The sequence below is a fragment of the Pedobacter sp. WC2423 genome, from assembly GCF_040822065.1.
Taxonomy (GTDB): Bacteria; Bacteroidota; Bacteroidia; order Sphingobacteriales; family Sphingobacteriaceae; genus Pedobacter.
Genome location: NZ_CP162005.1, coordinates 482,695 through 506,852, shown reverse-complemented (window position 1 = coordinate 506,852; position 24,158 = coordinate 482,695). Strand labels below are relative to the sequence as shown.

The window sequence follows — 24,158 nt, the reverse complement described above, 5'->3', positions numbered from 1 at the left end:
ATTAAGATTTACTTGCGATAACATTTTCATTATTTTCACTATCTTCATTACGCATATTACGTGCATTCTTCAAAGTATCTTCTATTAGTTTTACCTTGTTTTCCTTGTAACTCTTAGCAATATAGTGATTGGCAACAGAACCAGCTAAACCAACACCTAATCCAACACCTAAACCTGCGCCCATTTTTGAGAATTCTCCTTTAAATGTCTTTTCACCAAATCTGGAGAATGCAGCTGCCTGGTCATATGTTGCCCCTTGCTCCATTAATTCTCTGATAATAGTTTGATTCTGTCTAGTCATAGTCTTAGCAACGTCGATGCTACCTTTTCCTGCCCCTGCAATAGTGCCGGCACTATTATCTCTAACCGTATTACCTACATCGGTTTTATAATCTTCATCAGCTGTGCTACCTTCGTTTGCCAGAGTTTGATCATCATTACCTTCAACATACTCCCATCCTGCAAAACCAACACCAATCCCTGTTCCTATTGGATCACCCAAACCACTTAAACCACTTACAAAGCCCATCCAAGCCTGTTGTTTAAGATGTTGATCGACTTCTTCTTTGTTATTCGATGAAAATTTAACTGCGGCTTTATGTGCTACAACAGGGCTAATAAAAGGTTGTATCATTCCTCCTTTTACACATTTTAAAATGGAACTTTGAAGAAGAGCTTTTTTTTGATTAAATGTAACCTTGTTATGGGGTAATGTCCACTCAGACCCTCCCTCCAACGAACAGTCACATGCATGTGCCACTTTATAATCTCCTATCGCGATAGATACAGCACCAGCAATTGCCACTACACCAGCAATAACTGTAGTAGCACCAGTTACAGATGCAGCCATTCCTGCTAAAATAACCCCGGCAACACCACCAGTACCTACAATTGCTGCAACCACTACTACTGCAACTGCAATACAAATAATTCCTACGGCAATTCCAACTAACATTGCTCCCAAACCTCCCCAGAATTTAGCCGGAGACTTACAGACAAAACTTACGCTGACTTTTTTATCATCAATATTAAGCCATGCTGCACGTTTAGTATTAATCACAGTTTTACTAGACCTGACAACTCCAAGATTCTGAGGCTTAGTTACAGTCATTAAGGTGCAATTGATCATCACACCAGATGGTAAATATGAGCTTCCCATTATTCTATTCTTTGTAACTTATAATCAACAAATAATTCAATATTATTTTTCACTTCCTCAGTAATTACCATATTAGCATCACTCAGCATATTTTCGTTCAAATCGTATATAACCCTTGTCTCGTGATTATAATCATAGCCAGAAAACTTATAACCAATACTTGGCTTATACCTTGAATCATAAATCTTTTCAAAGTCAACAAGATGAGGATTACCTTCCACTAATCTTCCATCTTTTAAAATGCTAATTGAAGAAGGAGTTTCATCAACAATCTCCTCTGTAACCTTAAAGTCAACAGGCAGCCGGTCAAATAGCTGAGAATAATAAAGTTTAGTAAATGGCTTCATTATAAATTGATCATTGATTAGGTATTTATCAAAAAACAGGTCAAAAAATGGACGAACCTGAAAATCAAGGAGAATATTCTCTTCGGTCATCTGCTGCTCCACATTAACTAGAAAGGTATCAATGTTGGCTCTCATTTCTGGTGACTTCACAAACGATGTACTAGACTTCACTTCATTTTTAAAATCCAACCAGTTCGCTTTAATTTCATCCATATTATCGATCCGTAATATCTTTCCTGTTTTTGGATTTACAACTACTAATGCATTACTCTTAATTACATCAATTTTGCTCATCAGATCCAAATTTTCCTGTAAATAAGAAGGCTGGATAGCAACAATCTGATCTGCAAGAGTAACTCTTACCATCAATTGATCATTGTTAATATATTTTTTAACGTGGTACTCCAGTTTAGTTTCTACATGGTTTTCAATAATACCATTCATTTTAATTACCGCAAGCTGCACACTTCTGTACTTTGCTTCACCCTCTTTAAAAAGTATAATATCACTCGATGATTGAACATCGATTACCTCAGTCTTTTCTGGGATATTAGTATTTTCCGTACCGAAAAAAGTAAATCTGCTCATGACTAATTTATATTAACGGGTCCACCTTCTATTTTTTGTTCACCTTTTGCACTGCTGGTAATTTTACCGCTTGCCTTCGTTTCTTTGCTACTCGCATTAATAGCTATAGTAGTATTTTCTAAAGATCCAATATTTACCTTCGCCCCTTTTAACGGATCGGCATTTGCATTAATGGCATCCTTACCCTGAATATTTATAATATTCCCAATTAAATCAATCGTCCCATCAGAATTGAGTGTAATACTGCTATTTCCAGATCTTATGATAACCTTCGTATGAGCTACTATCTCAATCTCCTTATCCCCATTCTTTATATCAATAAAATTACACTCATCAGTTCCCAGATGAAGTGCATGATTCAAATCGTCAAAAGTCAGGCAACTCCCCATCCTCGAACTCAACCCTTTCACATTACTATTCTTGAACCCTTTACTATCGCCATTTTTGCCATGATAAACACTACCCAAAACCACCGGTCTTGCAATATTCCCTTCCTCAAAAGCAATCATGACCTGGTCACCCTTTTCAGGGATCACATGAAAACCACGATTCGACCCTGTATCTCCACTCCCTGCATTCGGACTCATCACCCTTAACCACTCACTCGGATCATTGGTCTGGCAAGCCCATTTAAACTTTACCTTCACCCTACCTTGTCCTTGCGGATCATCATTATCCAAAACATCAGCAAGCTGCATATCCGGATCAGGTCTTTTATAGTTTTTAACCACCAAACGCTCTGTGGTAGAAACTAATCCTTCAAAAGTATTTACATAATGTCCCCGATCATCAATCGTATGAGTTACTGAGGTGATTAGAAATTTACCCAGACTTTCTGTTATAAAGGACACTTCTTGTCTGAGACTCATGGTGATATCTACAATTGACCCTAACGCAACCTCTGGATTATCACCACTTGCGCTTATTTTCAACAGCTGACTGATGTTCGCTTTTTCTTCATTATCCACCATGCTCTTAATATCGCTGCCATTATCTACACGAATCAAAGAAGGTTGATTAAAGGTCTTGCTATAAGTCGTATTTGAAGCATTTATCGCATGAACAAGATCCGGCCTGCCATCAGCTTTACCAGAACTTTCGCTTTGCAGCATCTCATCTTGTTTTGGATTATAGGCAAATCTTTTATTCTTAATCGGGGCAACTTCCATTGCATATTGTAAGCTATTCACGTCCCTCCCATAAAATAAACTCACTTCCTTCTGCGTATCTGGTTTACCGAAATTAAGGCTCATACCATCGTAGAAAAACCACTCATGATATTCACCACTAAGCCGGTTTAAAAACTCAAAATCACTCTCACGATACTGAATCACATAATCTATAGGGTTTTTTCTGGTTGCATTGGTTACTATCCGCAAATCATTAGCAGGAGTATCATGCGTAGCCAGCTGTACAATGGTGCCTAAATCCTTATCCAGATAAGAACCCAAATCAGGCCCCCGGTCAATCAGTATAGTCGGGCTATACCCACTTACAACTAAAACACCATGATATCCATTACTTTGTGTCAGCTCAACTTTAGTGACCAAACCAGCAAAAATCTGCTGTTTGCCAAGCACATAGCCAAATGACGCGCTTAATGTCTTCCCTACAAAGTCCCGGCTGTTGTCCAGATTGATTAACCCTGGTGCGCCCATTTCATCATGATTAAACCTGAGTTCAAAATAGTGATGCGCATTAAAATGTTGTTGAAGTGTGAAAGAGCTAAAATGAGAAATAGTCTTATCCCCTATGCTGATCTCCTTGATTAAATTATTTTCCATGTTTTGAGCACTGCCTCTCAGCAGCTTATATATTTGGTAATCCACTGAAACCAACTATCATTCCAAAACGGAAACAAATTTCAATATAAATTAATATAGCATTAATACAGTTTTAAAACAATTAGCATAAAATCAAGAATAAATAAATGCTAATTACAAAGAAGGCCGAAGCGTTAAATAAAACGGAGCCTCCTGATCCTGCCTGTTCTGACTTTTAATAATCTCCGCAGCAATCGTACCCATCATTTTAAAATCAGTGGAAATCGTTGTAATTCCATTCAATAAAAACTTTTTCAGCGGTGTCTCATTGTAAGAAATTACCCCCACATCTTTTCCCATCTGCAAGTCCATAGATAAAATCCTTTCAATCAAAACCACCAGGTCATCTTCCATCAAATTGATATAAGCCTCCCCAGATTGAATAATCTCATTTTCCACGTCGCTAACTATCAAATGGTTAAAAGCATACTGCTGACAAAACCTTCTGAATCCGTCAATAATCTCATTTGGAAAATAACTTTTTTGAGGAAATATCAACTTTAAAGTATGATACTTCTCCAGCTGTTCCTTTGCCTGGATCAGCGCCCTGTAAATATCCTTTTCAAAATTCTCATAAACCGCAGAATAATTACCAACCACGCCCGGCACTTTTTTATCCAGCAGGATTAATTTTTCAGTAGGGATCGTATTGATAATCTGATGTGCATCTTCTCCACCCTCCACAAAATGCGGAATGATTACATAATGAGAATATTCAGTCCTTTTATTTAAAATCAGCTTTTTAAAGATCGAAAAGTCATTGTTATATATATAAAAATCAATCAAAGCATCATCCCCCAGCGCGGCCACAAAAGAATCATAAATGATCTTTTTATGCACAGACAGCTTATTAAATAATAAGAATATTTTTATCTTTTTCTTGAACTCTGTATTATCAATATAAAACCCTTTTCCAGGAACGGATAAGATCACTCCCTGTTTCTTCAGATATTTATACCCTTTCTCTGCTGTATCCCGGGATATCTCCAGTACACTGCTTAGCTCATTGATAGAAGGAAGGATATCATTCTTATTCAAAATACCATCTTCTATCGCTTCAATAATAGAATCACTAAGCTGTAAATACTTAGGAGTTGCAGAATATTCATCTACATGTATAAACTTGAAAAAATCGGCTGTCTTCATTGTTGTAAAAAATAAATATAAACCTTTTAGTGATAATAAGACACTGATTTGATTGCATTGACCTCTTCAGGCGCGTCAATAAGAACCGCATTTTTCATCTCCAACCTGATCAGATTGGAGATGAAACAGCAAAACGGCAACTATAACTTTACGGCGTATTCAAACTGATAAATTCCTGACCCTGCATTAAACTCCACATCATTCCCTTGCTTAGAAACCTTAACAATCCCCTTAACTTCCTTCAGCTCAGTTCCGCTTTCGGTAACCGCAGCCCCGGCAGCACCGGGCAACCTGATCAGTGCAGTCGCATTTGGAGGAATAATTACCTTTAACTTAAACTGTCCACCCTCTATTTTCCAGTCACTTACCGTTAAACCATACAAAGTCTCCAGCTTTGCAGCCGCCTGTGTAATCTTACCGCCAGGTTGTGGGGCAATAATTATCTTTTTATAACCAGGTTCAGACTCGTCCGTATCCAAACCAGCCATAACCCTGTACATCCAGTCCCCAATTGCGCCATAAGCATAATGGTTAAATGAATTCATTCCTGTAGTTTGAAAACTGCCATCAGGTTTAATCCCATCCCAGCGTTCCCAGATGGTCGTTGCACCCATTTTTACCGGGTATAACCAGGAAGGATAAGTTTCTTGCAATAGCAGGTTATAAGCCACATCTGTACGGCCAAAGCGTGTCAGCACATGGCAAAGGTATGGTGTACCTAAAAATCCGGTCGTTAAGTGATTACCATAGCTCTCTATATTTTTCACCAGAAAATCAACCGCTTGCTGTCTTAAATTTTCCGGCAGCATATCAAAATTCAAAGCAAGCACATATGCTGTTTGAGATCCGGAAACTAACCTGCTACTTGGCGTAACATATTCTTTAACAAATGCCTTTTTGATACGGTCCAACAACTCCATATACTTCTCTTCCTCATCTTTTTTACCCAGCACTTTAGCTGTATTGACCAGCAACTGCGTAGAATGTGCATAAAAAGCTTGTGCAATCAAATACTTATCAGTTATTGCTGAACGGCCATCATTGTCATCTTCGGGGCGATAAAACAGCCAGTCGCCAAAATGGGAACCTGTGTTCCAAAGATCATTTTTACTCTTGCTGGTCATAAAATCAACCCAGCCCTTCATACTTGGGTACTGCGTTGCTAAAACTTGTTTGTCACCATAAGCGACATACATATTCCAGGGTATAATCGTAGCCACATCACCCCAGCCTGTTGAACCGGCATCATTTTGAGTTAACACATTAGGCACCACATAAGGAATACTTCCATTAGCCAGCTGATCTGAAGCCACATCTTTCATCCATTTCGTGAAAAATCCAGCTACATCCATGTTAAAAGCCGCAGTACGGAAAAATACCTGTGCATCTCCCGTCCAGCCTAAACGCTCATCACGTTGCGGACAATCTGTGGGCACATCCATAAAATTACCCTTCTGCCCCCATTGGATATTATGCTGCAATTGATTTAACAGCGGATCAGAACTTGTAAACGTCCCTGTAGGATCCATATTTGAATAAACGGCTATTGCTTTAAAAGCCGAAGGATCAACCTGTGCCGTATTCCCTGTTAATTTCACATAACGGAAACCCTGATAGGTAAAATGAGGCTCATAACTTTCCACACCTACCCCTTTAAAAATATACTTTACATGTTGTTTAGCCTTCCTTAAATTAGCATCATAAAAATTGCCTGCTTTATCCAGTACTTCTCCATGTTCCAGCTGGATAAAAGATCCTGCTTTCCCACTCAGTTTAAAGGAAACCCAACCTACTACATTCTGGCCAAAGTCAAGCACAGTTTCGCCCTTCGGTGTTTTAATTACTTTAACCACACTGAACTGCTCATGCTTACTCGCAAGCGGACTAATACTGCTCTCCAACACTTCTTTACCAGGAGCAATAATCTGCGCATTTTTCCAGCCTGTATCTTTATAATTCACAGTTGCCCAACCTGGTTTTTCAAACCTGGCGTCATAAATCTCTCCATTATACAAATCGGAAAAACGAATGGGCCCGGTGCTGTATTTCCAGCTGCCATCACTATTGATTATTTTTTTCGTACCATCAGTATACTCCAAAACCAACTGTACCAAACCGCTTAAATGTTTGCCATAAAACCCGCGTTTACCGTCAAAAGCAAGATAGCCGCGGTACCAGCCATCACCCAGCGTAAAACCTATTGCATTCTGACCATCTTTCAGCAAGTTCGTGACTTCATAACTTTGATATAATAAACGCTTATGATAACTCGTCCATCCCGGTGCCAGGTGATCATGACTCACTCTTTTTCCGTTAATCTGCGCCTCATATAAACCATGCGCAGAAATATAAAGCACAGCTGATTTCACCTTTCTATCTGTAGCAAATACCTTTCTGAAGATAGGGCTTGGTCCTTCCAGCGTATCTGCCATAGCACTAGTGATCCACTGGGCAGACCAGTCACCCGGATTCAGCAAACCCGTATGCCAGGAGTTAACAGCACTCCATCCAGACTCATTTCCCTGGTTATCTTTGATTTTAACCTGCCAGTAATAGCGTGTATCAGATTTTAACTGTTTCCCGGCATACCGTAAAAAAACAGACGCGTCACTTTTCTGAGTTCCACTATCCCATACCGATGAATGACCATTTAACAAGCCAGCAGAATCCGTTCCTACCCTGATCTGATAAGCACTTTGCATCATATTACGCTGTGCAGAACTCATCTTCCAGCTTAAACGCGGTGCCGCCGATTCAATGCCCATTGGATTTTTCAGATATTCCGTTCTTAGATCAGTAACACCTAATTTTTGAGCTGCCGCCGATAAATCAAGCAGACAGCAACCTATTGCAATTCCTGTAAAATAATTTCTCATGGTTGATTATTGAGGGTTTTGAGTTAGATTATCCAGATTCACCTCTCTTTGAGGGATCGGTAACAAGAGTTTATTCGCATTTAAAAGATAAGAACCCGAAGGGATATTCGGTTTATGCGCAATTTCATATTTTCCATGCGCTGCCATCACTTCCACTGCTTTGCCAGAACGTATCAGATCATACCACCTATGATTTTCAAAAGCTAATTCCACCCTTCTTTCTTGTAAAATAGCATCCCTGAAAGCCTGCTGATTATCCACACTTAAAGTCGCCACAGCATTTCCAGGAGTTTTTGCAGGCAGTCCAGCCCTGCTGCGGATTTGATTTAATAAAGTAAACTGTTCTCCGCCCGCTGCAAAACCCTGTTCATTCAAACATTCGGCAATCATCAGCAGCACATCGGCATACCTGATGACAGGAAAATTATCATTGGTGCGTCCTCTGTCAATAATCCCATGGTTGTATTTTTTAACGTATGGAATATTTACAAACTTCCCTCCCGCATCGGTAAAACCTACTGCTAAAGAAGCATCTTTCCGTAAATCGCCAGTTTCATAAGCATCGATCATATCCTGCGTTGGAATATTCCAGCCACTACTTCCATTCAATGAGGTCGCCGGATCTCCGGTGATCACACTTCCGGAATTCCAGGGTGCAAACTGATACAGAAAATCACTCGACAACCCGGGCTGAGATCCAAGATACTGAATCTCAAAAACAGATTCACTGTTGTTTTTATTTGCAGGAAGAAAAATATCCTTGTACACAGGGACAAGACTATAACCCAGCTGCTGTACTTTTCTTAAAGGAACCAACGCTTCTGAAAATTTCTTTTGGGTCATATATAATTTGGCCAGTAAAGCCAAAGCCGCACCCTGAGTGGCCCTTCCAGCCTCCAGGCTCGTATATTTAACTGGTAACTTAGTTGCCGCAGCAGTCAGATCGGTAACTATTTGTGTATAAACCTCTTCTATAGCAGCCCGCCCTTTAGAACGCGCATCTGCCGGAGACTGACTTGGAACCAGCCTTAAAGGCACTCCTCCAAACTGTCTCACCAAATTGAAATAATGAAAAGCTCTTAAAAACAAGGCTTCTCCTGTAAACTGATTTTTAACATCAGCAGACATTGTTACTCCATCTATTCTGGCCAGGATTTCATTGCAGCGTGCAATACCCGTGTAATTTTGCTGCCAATAGCCCTGTAAAGGTTCAGCCGTTGCCCCAATCAGAAACTGATCCATAAACTCACGCTGTTCAGAACCGCGGTCTGCCGGATTATATTGATAAGTTGTATTATCAGATCTCATTTCACCAAATAGCCAGTAATTTACTCTCCCCATATCACTTATAGAAGAATAAGCACCGCTCACTGCCTGTTTAAAATCTGCTTCTGATTTGTAAAAATTAACGCCCGGTAAAGAAGCTTCCGGAGTTTGATCCAGAAAAGCTTTTTTACAACCTGATACTGACAAACTGATCAGCAGCACCCCGGTTATTATATATTTTGTATAATTTCTCATGATTGACAAAAGATTAAAATGTTAAGTTCAGACCCAGCGTGAACGTTCTTGGCAGCGGATAATTTGTAAAATCCTCTCCCGGAACCAATGCACTGCTTACTGCATTTCCTGAAATCGTGTTCCGGCTAACTTCTGGATTTGCACCACTATATTTGGTAAAAGTTGCCAGGTTCTGAATGCTGGAATAAATTCTTGCACCTTTAATCACTTTAGATGCCCGCAGCAATCTTTCCCCAAAACGGTAACCGAAAGTTATATTTTGAATACGCATATAACTCGCGCTTTCTACCCACGAAGAATTCACATCCCGATAAATTACCCTTGATCCATTGGTAGTTGGGGTAACTCCATCGCCTGGGTTTTCTGGTGAGCGGTATCTGTTCAGCACCTTCCTGTCTACATTGAAAATACCGTCAATATTCAGCAAATACTGATTCGCTGTTTTTAAAATCTGTCCGCCCTGAGAGCCTACTAATAAAATATTCAGGTCAAATCCTTTATAACCAAACGTATTGGTCAAACCCCAGGTAAAATTGGGCTGAGGTGATCCGATTACTGCGAAATCTTTTACCGGCTCAATAATCCCATTGCCATCTACATCTTTATATTTTACAGAGCCCACTACGGAAGTCACATGTTTGGGTGAGTTGTTCAAATCTGCCTGATCTTTGTAAATACCTTCCAGGATATACCCGTAAAATTCACCCACAGGATGCCCTACCTGCGTGATATGCTGGTAAGAACCTTCCCCGCTTCTGCCGCTGTAAATAGGGTCGTTATTTTCATTTAAGGCTAATACTTTATTTCTGTTAAAAGCAATGTTAGCACTGGTGTTCCAGGTAAATGTACCTTCCAGATTTTTAGAAGTCAGTCCAAATTCAAATCCTTGATTCTGAATCTTTCCAGAGTTAATAATCGCATTGGAATAACCTGATGATAAAGGAATCTCACTGTTATATAACATCCCTTTAGTTATCCTTTTATAGTAATCCAGATTAAATGATAGACGGTTTTTTAAAATCCCTAAATCAATACCCGCATCCAGCTGAGAAGATTCTTCCCACGTCAGGTTTGGATTATTCAAAGATGCAGGAACACGACCGCTGGAAATCTGGCCGCCAAACACATAGTTCGATGAACCAATATTTGTGATATAAGTATAGTTTCCAATATTGTAATTTCCAGACAACCCATAAGTTGCTCTCAATTTCAAATCACTGATCCACGTTGCTTTTTTCATAAATTCTTCTTCCGAAGCTCTCCATGCAAAAGCAGCCGAAGGGAATGTTCCATATCTTTTATTGCTGCCAAAACGTGACGAACCATCTGTACGCACTGTGGCGGTAAACAGGTACTTATCCTGATAAGAATAATTAGCACGCGCCAGGTAAGAAATAATAGACCACTTTTGTACATCAGCATTATATCCGCTGATCATAGAAGCCGCATTGATCGTCTGTATTTTATCATCCGGATAATTATCGGCGAACAGATATAAACTTTCTGCACGCTCTTTCTGCGCACTATAACCAACCACCACATTCAGTCGGTGATCTTTACCAAATGACTTATCATAAGTCAGTACCGCTTCAGACAGCCAGTTGAAACTTGTTGATTTATTGGTTGTAGAATTTGGAACCGTTGGCGGAGGTGAATTTACACCACCAACAAACGAAGGATTAAAAACAAATGAAGAACTATTCGTATAATCTACATTAAAGCTATATCTCAACTTTAATCCATCGAGAATTTGATATTCAGCGAAAGCAGTACCAAGGCCTCTGAAGTCCTTCGATCTTGTCCCTCCAAATTCCAGACTATTCAATGGATTAGGGCCGGCATACATACCCGGAGAACTGACATAAGGCGTACGGTTGCCATTTGCATCGGTTAAAGGAACCAGTGGACTTAACCACAAACTTCTGCTTAACACATCCACAAACTCATTTTCAAAATTATTCAGATCCCGCACACTATTCGTTGGTGCCAGGTTAAGCCCTATTTTTAATTTCTTACCCAGTTTAGTTTCCGTATTCATGCGAATTGCATACCGCTGGAATCCGGTATATCGTATCGTTCCTTCCTGATTCAAATAACCAAGGGAAAAGTTATATTTTGTATTTTCAGACCCTCCGCTAATACTTGCATCCAGATTGCTCATCGGCGCATCATGGATGATTTCATTGTACCAGTTTGTGCCAGTACCATACTGTGAAGGATTACGAAAGGCTTCAGGAATATCCGCATCAGTAGCGACCAAACCTCTGGAAGCAAAATCATCTGCAATTATATCTTTTCTGAATTGAGCAAATTCAGTTCCGTTCAGCATTTGCGGCCTCCCTTTCTGAGGGACCTGCTGAATCCCGGTATATGCACTTATATTCACTACCGGAGTTCCTTTTAAACCTTGTTTAGTCGTAATCACGATTACTCCATTAGACCCCCTTGACCCATAAATGGCAGTCGAAGAAGCATCTTTCAAAACAGTAATTGATTCAATATCATTCGGATTAATCACATTCAAAGGATTAGATACCTGCCCTGATGTGTTTGAAATCGGATAACCATCCACTACAAACAAAGGATTATCTCCTGCGCCAATAGAACCCGATCCCCTGATTTTAATAGATGTACCACCACCCGGAGTTCCTGTGGTGGTACTGATCTGCACCCCCGGAATCTGGCCTTTCAACTTCTGATCTACAGAACTTACGGGTAAATCTTTAATTTGTACTGCCGAAACCGTAGCCACAGCACCTGTAGCATCTTTTTTCGTGGTTGTTCCATAGCCGATAACCACTACTTCATCCAGCTTCTGATTATTGGAAACGAGCTGTGCATTCAGTGTAGGATTACCTGTAAAAGTCAGCCTGGTTTCTGTATAACCGATATAGCTAAAAACAAGTACCGCATTCTCCGCGGCTTTTAAAGCATATTCTCCATTTGAATTGGTAGTGGTTCCGGCAGCCGAGCCTGATACCTTGATGGTCACCCCCGGTAACGGACTGCCATCACTTTGATCTGTGACCTTACCTGTCACAGTTTTCTGCTGAGAATAGCCATTTGTACTATTGTAAAATGTAAACAAGAGTACACAAACCAGCGCAGAAAAAAACTTTTGTAAATTCCTCTCCATTGTCATATGTGTTTTATATTTGGTTGTTCTAAAGTAAAGCAACCTCTGCTGATCGGCAACCTGCTCTATCCTGTAAATCGGCTTTTATTTACATTTAAAAGGTTTTAATAAAAAAGGGAAAGCCAATTGAATGACTTTCCCTTTTACTGATTTTTTAAACTAAGAAATGAATGCTGAAATGATTTTATTCGGTTTTATACCCGTGTTACCGGATTTCGAACTGATATTTGCCAGATTCGGTTTTATAAATCCGGCTGATCTTTTTACCGTTAGAATAAACAGCCTGCTTTCCCGATATTGGAAAAGAAATTGTTGAACTGCTATTTGCCGGAATAGTCACCTCGTAAATAACGGTCTCACCTTTTCTTTTCCAGGAAGAAACGATTTTCCCATATGGCCCATCATGGCTCGCTTCAAAATGAGTTAAGCCCGTGACGAAATTAGGTGCCAGGATTACATTTTTGAATCCCGGTTGTTGCTCATCCACTTTAATCCCTCCCAATCCTTTGAAAAACCAACCACCAATCTCTCCAAACATCATGTGGTTTAACGAGATATCACGCTCTGCTTTAATATTCCAATTTTCATAAAGTGTAGTTGCCCCATTGACAATCCACCAGCCCCAGGAAGGATAAGTATCCTGCGCAGCCAGTTTATAAGCCGTTTCTGCCTGACCATGATCACTCAATGCATTCAGAATTGCTTTAGCACCCAATACACCTACATCCAGATGCATCCCATCTGCCGCTACTCTTTTTGCCAGATTGGAAGCCACTTTATCCTGAAGTGCTGCTGGAACAATGCCCAATTGCAGCGCCATACTTAACTCCGTTTGTAAACCACTGCCATAAATCCCGGTCGATTGATTCAGATATTGAGCATTGATAGCTTTCTTAATTTTATTGGCCAGTGTGCTATAATACTGAGCATCTTCAGTTTTACCAAACAACTTTGCTGTTTTAGCCAGAATATGAGCATCCACATAATAATAAACTGAAGAGGTATATTCTAACGGAGAGGAAGACTTTACAGGAACCCAGTCCCCTCTTCCATAACTTGTTAACCCCGAAGGACTAATTTGCGTCACATAATTTACATAGCTTTTTATATGGTCATAACAAGCCGCCAACAACGAGGAATCTCCATAAAACTGGTAAATATCCCAGGGAATAATAGCGATTGTACTCGTCCAGTCCGTTCCGTTTGCAGTTCCATAACCCCAGCCACCAGTAGGAATGATATCCGGCAACACCCCATTAGGCTGCTGTTCATCCCGGTGATCAGCAAGCCATTTCTCATAAATTGTAATGCCGTCAAAATTATATAAACCTGTTTCTACAGCAAAATGCCCGTCTCCTGTCCAGCCATTCTTTTCCCGCTGCGGACAATCTGTAGGATAACCATATAAATTTGATAAGTACGAATTATTCGTTGCCCACCATAATTTATCAATCAAAGGATTAGAAGAACTAACCTGGCCTGCTACAGGAACATCACTGTGCATAAAATATCCGGTAATACTTTCCTTTTTCAATGCTACAGGCTTACTGCTCACGACCTCTACGTATTGAAATCCTTTATAGTTGAACCTGGCCATAAACTCTTCTTCACCCTTACCATTTAAGATCAGTATATCGGTTTGAAAAGGATCTTTTTCATCTTTTGGGCGATGATAAACATCAATATTAGAAAGATCCAGGCGGCCGTCCGGATACAATCTTTCGCCATGTTTAAGCTGAATCACTGTTCCGCTTTCACCCCTTACTCTAATTTTGCTGACCCCTGCAATATTTCTGCCCAGATCAAAAACATATGTGGTATCGTTAAACTTCTTCACTGATACTGCCGGAATAGTTTCAATGCTACGAATAGGGTGCATCGCCTGGCTGACAATATTTTTAGAAGGTGCTGCGCGCAAAGTCACTTCTCCCCATTTACTGGCATCAAAATCAACTTTATTCCATCCCGGCTGCTCCAAACGTGCATCATAATGTTCAGCAGTATAAATACTGTTAAAAACTAATGGCCCGCTATGTGTTTTCCAGCTGCCATCAGAAGTCACTGTTTCTTCAGAGCCATCCTGATAAGTAATCCGCAAATCCAGGCAAAATGCGGGTCTTGCTCTCCATGGTGCTTTATCGAAGTTCCATACTGCTAAAGACTGGTGATTATACCAGCCATTTCCCAATAAAACACCAATTGCATTTTTACCAGCCTGCAAATTGGCAGTCACATCATAACTTACATATAAATTCCTTCTGTCAAAGCGGGTATACATCGGATCAAGACGATGGTTGCCAACCTTTTTACCATTCAGATAAAGTTCATACAATCCTGCTGCTGCAATATATGCCCTGGCAGATTTTATCTTTTTCGGACTTTCAAATACCTTTCTGAAATACGGGGCAGGTAATATATTCACCTCATTCCGGTCACTGATCCATGTTCCTTTCCAATTGGACATTTGCACCATTCCGGTTTCAAAACTGGCGGCCTTAGCTACCCCGGGTTTTCCATCTTTATCCCAGACCTCTACCTGCCAGAAATATTTAGTAAATGGTTTTAACAATTCTCCATTATAAAGAAGCAACGCGGCAGAAGAATTAACTTTTCCCGTGTTCCATAAAGCTTTTTTTTGCTGAACCAATGCAGAAGAATCTGTGCCAACCATTACCCGGTAAGCGGTTTGTTTAGCACCTTGCCGTGTATCAGACAGCAACCAGGATAATCTTGGTTTTGGCACATCAATGCCGATAGGATTTACTAAATGTTCACACTGTAAGCCACCTGGCGATACAATTTCATGACCAGAAGGAGGCACCAAACTACCTGCAATTAATCTGGCACTTCCAAAAGCAAGAGAACTCAAACTAAAAATTAAAAACAGGGAAGAGCTAATACTTATTTTCTGACAAAACTTCATAATTCCTGGTTTGTATGTGCTGTATAATATTTTAATTCAATCAGGTCTGTCGGAATGGGTTTGCTATTCCAGCACTGATGTATCGCCAGTGCAGTTCCAATTGCTGTAGCCTGCGCCATAGAGGCAGCAAAAACTTCCAGTTCAGGAAACAACAGGGCTAACATATTCATATAAATTGTATTCTTGCTAAAACCACCATCCACAAAAATTCTTTTCACCTTTTTATGATCCATCACCAGGCTGGAAGAGGCCTTTTGCTGTAAAGTAAGATCCAGAATAAACTGGTGATAAGCAAAAGTATCTGATGGAAAAGAGGCAAGATCGCGCTTAGGGAAAGCAGACTCTTTGCACAAAGGAAGATCCAGCTCCTTTCTTTCTTTCATCCCTTTCCATAACTCTTCAGTGATATTTGCCTCATATTTCATATGGCGGTAACGGCCAATATTCTGCTTAAAATAAGCAGCAATACGTTTCACCTGCTGTTCGTGTTCATAACCGGCAAAAATCCGGGAGGCTTTAACAGGTTTCCCTTTATATTGCAAATAGCAAAGACAATCCTGCGCCAGCTCTGCCGGGGTAAGCGTCGTTGTATTAAATGGATTCATCGTGATACACCAGGTTCCGGTAGAAATCAGCACAAATGGTTCATGAAAATTAATGAGATACGGGATCAATGCCGCAGAACTATCATGCAAACCAATGCCTACCTTATACTGATTACCCGGAAACTCCGAAGCAAATACCTGTTCTGCAGGAGCAATAGGCGCCAATTTTTGAGTTAACTCCTCCTTTTTAACCCATTCATGATAATCATTCTGCTTAAAATCCCAAAGCTGCGTATGACAACCAATACTGGTCAAGTCTGAATACTCCACCCCAGAAACTAAGTAACTCAAATATTGAGGAAGATGCAGCGCATACCGGATCTGTTGATACAAATCTGGCTTTTCTTTTTTAATCCGGTATAATTGCATCCCTGAATTAAGGCTGCCTAAAACAGGCGATGCCGTAGCTGCAGAAATTGCTTCCCGGCCACCATAAGCAGCATAAAAGCTGTTCTCCAATTCTTCAGGATAAGTTTTCAGATAATTATATAAAGGTGCCAGCGGCTTTCCATATTCATCAATGTATACAAAACTTGCTCCATAAGCAGAGAAGTTAATTGCCTTAATCTCAAACTCCCTGCGCTTCAATATTTCGCGTAAAGAATCAAAAACAGAAAGCCTTAAACTTTCCAGATTTTCACACAGATCTCCATCCTCGTCATACATTTCTATAAAACGGGCGGAGCGTTCAAAAACTATTTTATAGTCTTCATCAAAGAGGAAAATCTTTTTATTGGTTTTTCCAACATCAAAAACAACAATAACTGGAATGGCACCCATTATAAACCTGTTGCTATGGTTTTTGCTCCTCTTGCTGCAATCAGCTTTTCTCTGACTTTTAGCTGGCGGTATAATGCTAAAGGTTTTGCAGCTCCTCCGCTTCTTAGCCTGGCTTCCTGTACAATCGCTCTTGCGTCTGTACGGAAAGCATGCTGCAGAATTTCCTGACATTTAACAGTGTCATTTTCCTGCTGCGCAACAGATAAGGCTTCTTTATCAACTAACAATGCCTGTGTATAAGCCAGCATAATCGCTTCCACAGATTGCAGCAAATCTTCTAAAGGATCTTTCACATTGTGCGAAGCATCAATCATCCAGCCTAATCCTGTGGCATGATCTATACCTTTTGCATCCATCCCTTCAATCAGTTCATTAAAAATAAGAAACAATTGATAGGGCTTCATACTTCCGGCAGTTAAGTCATCGTCCCCATACTTGGAGTCGTTAAAGTGAAAACCACCCAGCTTGCCTTCCATCAGTAAAAGAGAGACAATCTGTTCAATGTTTGCATTCGGCAAATGATGTCCCAAATCAACCAGCGTATAAGCTTTAGGCCCTAGTTTACTGGCGAATAACAATGACTGTCCCCAATCTCCAACTGTAGTCGAATAAAAATTTGGTTCAAAAGCTTTATACTCCACAAACAACTTCCATTTTTCTGGTAAAGCCGCATAAATTTCTTCCAGGCTTTCCAAGGTGTTCTGAAAGGCTTTTCTGAAATTCAACTGTCCCGGAAAACAAGAGCCATCAGCCAGCCAGACCGTTAACGCATCCGACCCAAAGGCCACACCCTGACGGATCACTTCAATATTGTGTGCAATCGCTTGTTTGCGTACCGCTTTATTCACATGCTGCAAAGACCCGAATTTATAGCTATGTGCCTGGCCGGGCTGATCTTGAAAAGTATTAGAATTCATGGCATCAAAACGAAGTCCATGGTGATGAGCTAACCTCTTAATTCCTTCGTAATCTTCAGTTTTATCCCATGGAATATGTAATGAAATTGCACCGCTTGACTGGTTCAACCGATGAAGCAGCCCAATATCTTCTATTTTCTCTTCCAGGCTACGTGGCTCTCCGCCACCGGAAAAGCGGCCGAAACGTGTTCCACCAGTACCGAGTGCCCAGCTTGGAATCCCAATCTGGAACTGAATCAACTTAGAGATTATATTTTCAACCTGCGGATTTTCTGCTGCCGCAAAGTCAAATCTGCGTTGATGTTCAGTTTCCAGTTCCTGGTTGTGTGTGTCTATCTGATATTTTTCTATTTCCATTTTCTTCAATTTATCTGACGAAAGCCATAGCCACGCCACCATCTACATTTATTACATTTCCGGTAGATTTATTTAAAAGTCCACCTACAAAAACTAAACAAGCATTTGCAATGTCTTCCGGAAGGATAATTTTATCCAGCAACGTTCTTTTTGCATAAAAAGCAGGCAATTCTTCTACTTTAATACCATATGCCTTTGCACGGCCCGCAGCCCAGTCTCCTTCCCATATTTTACTATCCGAAATTACCGCATCCGGGTTAACCACATTGACCCTGATCTGATCTTTTCCCAATTCCGCAGCATTCAACCTGCTGAGGTGAAGTTGTGCAGCTTTAGCCGATCCGTAGCCTGCATTGTTAGGCCCGGAAACTAACGCATTTTTGCTGACAATGTTTAAGATATCACCACCGATTGCCTGTTTGCGCATCATTATTACAGCTGTTTGTGTGATTTTAAACTGCCCCTTAACCAGTACATCATATAACAAATCCCAATCTTTGCCGGTATGTTCTTCGATGGGTTTGGAAATAGACAATCCAGCACAATTGACCACAATATCTACCCCGCCAAAGGCCAGCGCAGCTGTATTGAAAGCTTCCTGTATCGCTTCATCACTAGTGACATCCAGTAATACAGTGGTATAAGCGTCCTTGCCAAATAACTGATCAAATTCCTGGTCTGCCTGTGCTAAACGGCTGCTATCATTGTCATTGATGATGATAGCAGCACCTTCCTCTGCAAACTTCCTGGAAATCGCTTTGCCGATTCCTCCTGCGCTGCCAGTAACCAGCGCAATTTTACCCGTTAACGCTTTCGGCTTTGGCATCCTTTGCAATTTTGCCTCTTCGAGCAGCCAGTATTCGATATTAAATGCTTCCTGACGTGGCAATGAAGTATAAGAAGAAATTGCTTCCGCTCCTTTCATCACGTTAATTGCATTGATATAAAACTCTGCTGCCACACGAGCAGTCTGTTTATCTTTGGAGAAAGAAAACAAGCCAATTCCCGGATAAAGAATGATAACCGGATTTGCATCACGCATCGCCGGACTGTTATCATGCTTACAGGTTTGATAGTAATCAGCATACATTTCCCGGTAGGCTGCAAAAACAGGAGCCAGTATTTCTTTAAGGCGCTCCGTATCGGAAAGGTCTTCTTCTGCATCCAGCGTTAAAACCAGCGGACTTATTTTAGTACGTAAAAAGTGATCCGGACAGCTTGTGCCTAAAGGAGCAAGTCTGGCCAGATCATTCGAGTTAATAAACTCCAGCACTCTTGCGTCATCGGTAAAATGCCCGATCATATGACGTTCAGAAGAACAAAATCCACGTAAAATGGGCGATATAATTGCCGCCTGCTTTTTCCTTACCGATTGCTCAGGCGCGGCGATTTTCTGACCACCGAATACCGGCCCCTTTTTTCCATAATTAGCTTCCAGATAATCCGCACAAATCTCTATAACTTCCAATGTGTTCAGGTAACTTTCATAAGCGGTATCTCCCCAGGTAAATAATCCATGAGACCCGAGCATTATTCCGCGGATTCCCGGATTTTCATCCAGACATTGTTTCAATTGTAAACCCAGATCAAACCCAGGTTTCTGCCAGTCTACCCAGCCAATTTCACCTTTAAACAAATCGTGCGTGATCTGCTTCCCATCTTTCGCTGCTGCAATTGCAATCGCCGCATCAGGATGCAGGTGGTCAATATGTTTAAAAGGGAGAAATCCATGTAAAGGGGTATCAATTGAAGGTGCTTTGGAGTTTAAATCATAAATGCAATGGTTAAAGAGCTCTACCATTTTATCTTCCTGATCTAGACCTTTATAGATGTTTTTTAAAGCGCTCAGCCGGTCTGCATACAACGCAGCCAATCCGTTACGCTTTAACGTACCAATGTCTCCTCCCGAACCTTTGATCCACATAATTTCAGTAGTCTGACCCGTTAGCGGATCAATTGCATTTGCTTTGCACGAAGTATTTCCACCACCATAGTTGGTAAGCCGTAAATCTGCACCTAATAAATTTGAACGGTAAAGTAATAAGGCAACCTCATCTCCTGCTAACTTAGCAGCTTCTGTTTCATCCCATAAATAACTTACGTGTTTAAAACGATCTCTTTCGTCGAACATAGTATTGAATATTTTTTTGTGACTATTTAATTGAATTTCCATATCCTACAATCAGGATAGAAGCGATAATAAATACAATACCAACCAGCACAGTTCTGAATGTTTTTCGCGATACGGCTTTCCATTCATTCAGCACTAATCCCCAGATATTGGCTACCAGGATAATAAAGGCCATGTGTAAAATCCATGAACTGGCACCGTTCCCTAGTTTGCTTTCTCCCATTCCGTAAAAAAAGAACTGTAAAAACCAGGTGATCCCTGCCAATGCAGAAAAAATATAATTCTTAAGTAATGGGGCTTCTTTATTTGTATAATCTTTGAATGTTTTATTTTTAGCGTTCAGCAGCATACACCAGATAAAATTGGTCGTTAGGCCTCCCCATAAAATCACGATATAAGTTACATTATTTTGAAAAAGGAATTCTCCCTGTCCCGGATGAAGCGTTTTCCATAAGTGATTAGCCTCATGCGCCATGTCCTTTCCTGCATCAATACCAAAGGCGAAACAGGAACTGAGTATCCCTGAAATCACGGCAACTGTTAAACCCAGTCCTATTTTAAATTCCGCACTTTCTTGTGTTTGCCGATGTGCAGACAGATCCTTTTCTTTCATCATCCCGGCTTTCCCGCAAATGAAAATACCTGCTATACAAACGATTAAACCGACAATGACTAGCTGCCCCCACGGACTCGTTATAATATCAGTAAAAGTATCTTTGCCTGCTTTAGGATAAAAATCATAATAAATTGATGGCATTAATGCGCCAAAAACAGAACTCATTCCCAATATGATGGAGCTGCCTAATGATACCCCGAGATACCGTACACCCAAACCGAAAGTAAGCCCTCCTATTCCCCACAATACGCCAAAGAAATAGGTTAATCCTATAATTGCAGCACTGGTATGTTGGATAATTTCAGCAAAATCAGGAATGGTTAAATAAGCTGCCAATGGTGGCACAATCAGCCAGGAGAAGATCCCGCCAACGATCCAATAGCTTTCCCAGGCCCAGTCTTTAACTTTTTTATAGGGGATGTAAAAGCTGCCAGAGGCGAAGCCCCCGATAAAATGGAAGATAACTCCAAAAATGATCTGCATAAATTTATATATCTGGTTAGAATAATAAGCGATAATACCGCTTTATAATCAGCTAACTGTTATTAACTGTCCTGCTCTAACCTAAATTTATGCAGAAATAATCAAGATTATAAGTTCATCAGATAATGATGTGTCATTTCCTTCATCAGCTGGATTTCCTCTGCCAGCACCGGTTTATCCGCATTTTTTCCTAAATCATCCCATTTACGAATCTTAACATACAACGGCAACAATGGATCTTTTTCGAATTCAGCAGCCTCTTCAGCTGTCATTTTACCTCCCTGAAATTCAAGTGTAATCTTACTCACTTCCGAAAGCGCATCGTAATAAGCCGGCTCCGCATAAACCAGGTATTTCTTCGCAGCAACGTGACTCGACACCAGGTCGCCCATTCTTTGCGGAAAACCCAGATCCACTAAAAACCGGCCACCCAGATCATCATGATGCTGCGTACCGTAAATATCCATCTTTTCATCACCTTCCAGAAAATGGCCTATATCATGTAAAAAAGCGGCGAGTACAACTTCATCAGTTTCACCAGCCTGCTGCGCAAGTTGCGCACATTGCATCATATGCATGGTCATACTCACACTTTCACCATATTCTTCCTCACCAAGGGTTTCATATAAACTGAATATCCGCTCTACTGTATCTTGTACCTGCTGTTGTTCCATATTAGCCTGCCTGTCTTACTGATAAGCAGGCCAAAATTCAACAACTCATATGAACAGAAATTAAACATTATGTTATCAATGAGCTGTAAAAATAAAAGCCTGATAAAAATGAATTCATCAGGCTTTTACAATTGTGGATTTTATAATCCTATAATAGTATAACTTTCTAATTCAGTTGGAGTTACTACTGTCGTTGCCATACCGTTAACCCAATTCCTGATTGCATAAGTATCTAATAAGAAATCATTGTGTATTGAATAAGCAAATTTCTTTCCATTTGCCTGAGATAAAAGATATAACATCTTATGTTTCACATCGTAAAACTTTTTCATACTTGCCTCGTCAATATTAACGATTGAAGTTGTATAATTCGAGACATCATCTGCTTTCATATAGTTAGCTGTAACTGCGACCTTATAAAAAGGTAGCTTTTTCAATGCTTCTTGTTTCGCAAAAGCCTGCATCGCATTCAAATCCTGGAATTGCAAAACAGTTGAATTGTCACTAATCAGCAACTCATCACCAAAGCGCGTTTTCAATACAACGGTAACAAACCCAATACCACCAGACATGATATATCTCCATCTAGCCTCAATCCGCGGCACTTCAAGTGGTTTAGACTCTGAACTTGTTATTGCATATCTGTCTAAGTTATAGCGAATATTTTCTTGCAACAAAAGATCCGAAATCGGTCTGAGTCCATTATCATTAAAATCAATCAGCACATGTTTACTTTTATCATTCATCGAAGATGCCCAAGTTGAAAGATCAATATTCACATCATCAATTGACTTTGGAACCGTAAATGCGCTGTACCCATAACTACCACCATAGGTTTTTACAGAGGTTCTGAATTCACCAATATTATTCGATTTTGCAATTGTACTACCATTACCATTACCAATTCCAATGTTTGCACCTATTGAGTCTTTACTTTTCTCTTTGAATGTATAAGAAGCGCTAATTGAATTATCCATAGACTTCTCTTTGGTTTGCGTGTCAGAAGTAGAAAGGTAACTCCCAGTAAATAATGCATTTGCTCTTCCACCTGCTATAAAATTTGTGATTAAAAATGCACCGTAATTATTGACAAATTCACTTGGAGAAGTGTTATACAATTCATCCAGAAACGTTGAATTTAAGTAGTCTTCTTTAACCTTTTTTATTACGTTGCTGCTCAAAAGAAGCTCATAAGAAGCGTCCTTGACCCTTACATTGAGTTCCCCGAATACCTTTTTATTGTCAGTAACTACATCTGAAGAAAAAGTGTTAGTAAATTTATGCTTTGTCCCAATAGAAAAAAAGCCTATTTTAAGGGAAAATCCACCAGTCACAGTGCTCGATTTATTAGATTTTTCCTGGTATCTTTCAAAATCTGAAAAAGAAAAACGTTGAGCATCTGAAGTTCCTATTTTTATACTCTTGAAATAATCAGGATTAGCGGCATAAAGTTTGTCAATATCAATTACTGGAAATTTCACACCATCAGGACTCCCGATTTCACTTATTTTTGTATTATAAGATCTTCCTAAATAATATTTAATATCCAGAGGGCCATCTGGTAAGCCATTTACTTGTACACCAGATGCAGACTTACCAGAAGCCTTATTAGATAAGATAAATGGTTTAGAAGATGCTCTTTCAATTAAGACAATGGTTTCATCTTTTCCGCTCCCATCTTTGCCATTGGCATGGTCATTAGCAACTTGATTCTTTTTACAAGAAACCAAACCAACGGTGGTTAGCAAAAAAATCAATAATAAAGGGTAATTGTGTTTTCTCATATCTGTTTATTTTTCATAAAACTACATACTTTATTTATAATTAATCTAATCAAAATAAATTATATTTATAAAACAATCTTAGCTATAAGAGCAAAAACATTTTTAAGAATAAAAACAGTATGTTAAATCACCTATATTAAGCTTTTGTTAAATCATGCTTCACCCCCATAAATTCTTAATATGAGACTTATCTTTGCACCCGAAGTACAAGTGCTACTTTCAAAAAGCAGGGGGCTGAATAATGGCAGCACCAGAAGGTTCGATTCCTTCCTCTGCATCTAAACTGATCTTC

14 protein-coding genes are annotated in these 24,158 nt (G+C 40.0%); all 14 read right to left on the bottom strand.

What is annotated here, in order from left to right:
• Position 1: 1 nt before the first annotated feature.
• The gene (locus tag AB3G38_RS01670) at positions 2-1,159 is read right to left on the bottom strand and encodes a hypothetical protein (RefSeq protein ID WP_367866762.1); all 1,158 of its coding nucleotides are present in this window, start codon (positions 1,157-1,159) and stop codon (positions 2-4) included.
• Positions 1,159-2,094, bottom strand: coding sequence for a hypothetical protein (locus AB3G38_RS01665; protein WP_367866761.1), 936 nt, complete (start codon positions 2,092-2,094; stop codon positions 1,159-1,161). Before AB3G38_RS01665 ends, AB3G38_RS01670 begins: the two co-directional genes overlap by 1 nt.
• Positions 2,095-2,096: 2 nt before the next feature.
• Entirely contained in the window at positions 2,097-3,878 is a 1,782-nt protein-coding gene (locus AB3G38_RS01660; protein WP_367866760.1) for a type VI secretion system Vgr family protein, read from the bottom strand.
• A gap of 153 nt (positions 3,879-4,031) precedes the next feature.
• Positions 4,032-5,063, bottom strand: coding sequence for a GntR family transcriptional regulator (locus AB3G38_RS01655; protein WP_367866759.1), 1,032 nt, complete (start codon positions 5,061-5,063; stop codon positions 4,032-4,034).
• A 140-nt stretch (positions 5,064-5,203) separates the two neighbouring features.
• Positions 5,204-7,939 (bottom strand): family 78 glycoside hydrolase catalytic domain, encoded by a 2,736-nt coding sequence (locus tag AB3G38_RS01650; RefSeq protein WP_367866758.1) that lies wholly within the window; start codon positions 7,937-7,939, stop codon positions 5,204-5,206.
• 6 nt (positions 7,940-7,945) lie between these two features.
• The gene (locus AB3G38_RS01645; RefSeq protein ID WP_367866757.1) at positions 7,946-9,460 is read right to left on the bottom strand and encodes a RagB/SusD family nutrient uptake outer membrane protein; all 1,515 of its coding nucleotides are present in this window, start codon (positions 9,458-9,460) and stop codon (positions 7,946-7,948) included.
• A 13-nt stretch (positions 9,461-9,473) separates the two neighbouring features.
• Positions 9,474-12,596 carry a SusC/RagA family TonB-linked outer membrane protein gene (locus tag AB3G38_RS01640; protein WP_367866756.1) on the bottom strand — a complete coding sequence of 1,041 codons (3,123 nt, stop codon included), beginning with the start codon at positions 12,594-12,596 and terminating at the stop codon, positions 9,474-9,476.
• Between the two features lie 205 nt (positions 12,597-12,801).
• Positions 12,802-15,519 carry a family 78 glycoside hydrolase catalytic domain gene (locus tag AB3G38_RS01635; protein WP_367866755.1) on the bottom strand — a complete coding sequence of 906 codons (2,718 nt, stop codon included), beginning with the start codon at positions 15,517-15,519 and terminating at the stop codon, positions 12,802-12,804.
• A complete protein-coding gene (locus tag AB3G38_RS01630; protein ID WP_367866754.1) occupies positions 15,516-16,904 on the bottom strand; it encodes an FGGY-family carbohydrate kinase in 1,389 nt (462 codons plus the stop codon). Before AB3G38_RS01630 ends, AB3G38_RS01635 begins: the two co-directional genes overlap by 4 nt.
• On the bottom strand, positions 16,904-18,178 hold the full coding sequence (locus tag AB3G38_RS01625) for a TIM barrel protein (RefSeq protein ID WP_367866753.1): 1,275 nt from the start codon (positions 18,176-18,178) through the stop codon (positions 16,904-16,906). The genes AB3G38_RS01630 and AB3G38_RS01625 overlap by 1 nt, the downstream gene beginning before the upstream one ends.
• Before the next feature lie 10 nt (positions 18,179-18,188).
• Positions 18,189-20,309 carry a bifunctional aldolase/short-chain dehydrogenase gene (locus tag AB3G38_RS01620; protein ID WP_367866752.1) on the bottom strand — a complete coding sequence of 707 codons (2,121 nt, stop codon included), beginning with the start codon at positions 20,307-20,309 and terminating at the stop codon, positions 18,189-18,191.
• Between the two features lie 22 nt (positions 20,310-20,331).
• Positions 20,332-21,408 carry an L-rhamnose/proton symporter RhaT gene (gene rhaT / locus AB3G38_RS01615; RefSeq protein ID WP_367866751.1) on the bottom strand — a complete coding sequence of 359 codons (1,077 nt, stop codon included), beginning with the start codon at positions 21,406-21,408 and terminating at the stop codon, positions 20,332-20,334.
• A 107-nt stretch (positions 21,409-21,515) separates the two neighbouring features.
• Positions 21,516-22,082 (bottom strand): HD domain-containing protein, encoded by a 567-nt coding sequence (locus tag AB3G38_RS01610; protein WP_367866750.1) that lies wholly within the window; start codon positions 22,080-22,082, stop codon positions 21,516-21,518.
• A 140-nt stretch (positions 22,083-22,222) separates the two neighbouring features.
• On the bottom strand, positions 22,223-23,866 hold the full coding sequence (locus AB3G38_RS01605; protein WP_367866749.1) for an MAC/perforin domain-containing protein: 1,644 nt from the start codon (positions 23,864-23,866) through the stop codon (positions 22,223-22,225).
• Between the last annotated feature and the right edge of the window lie 292 nt (positions 23,867-24,158).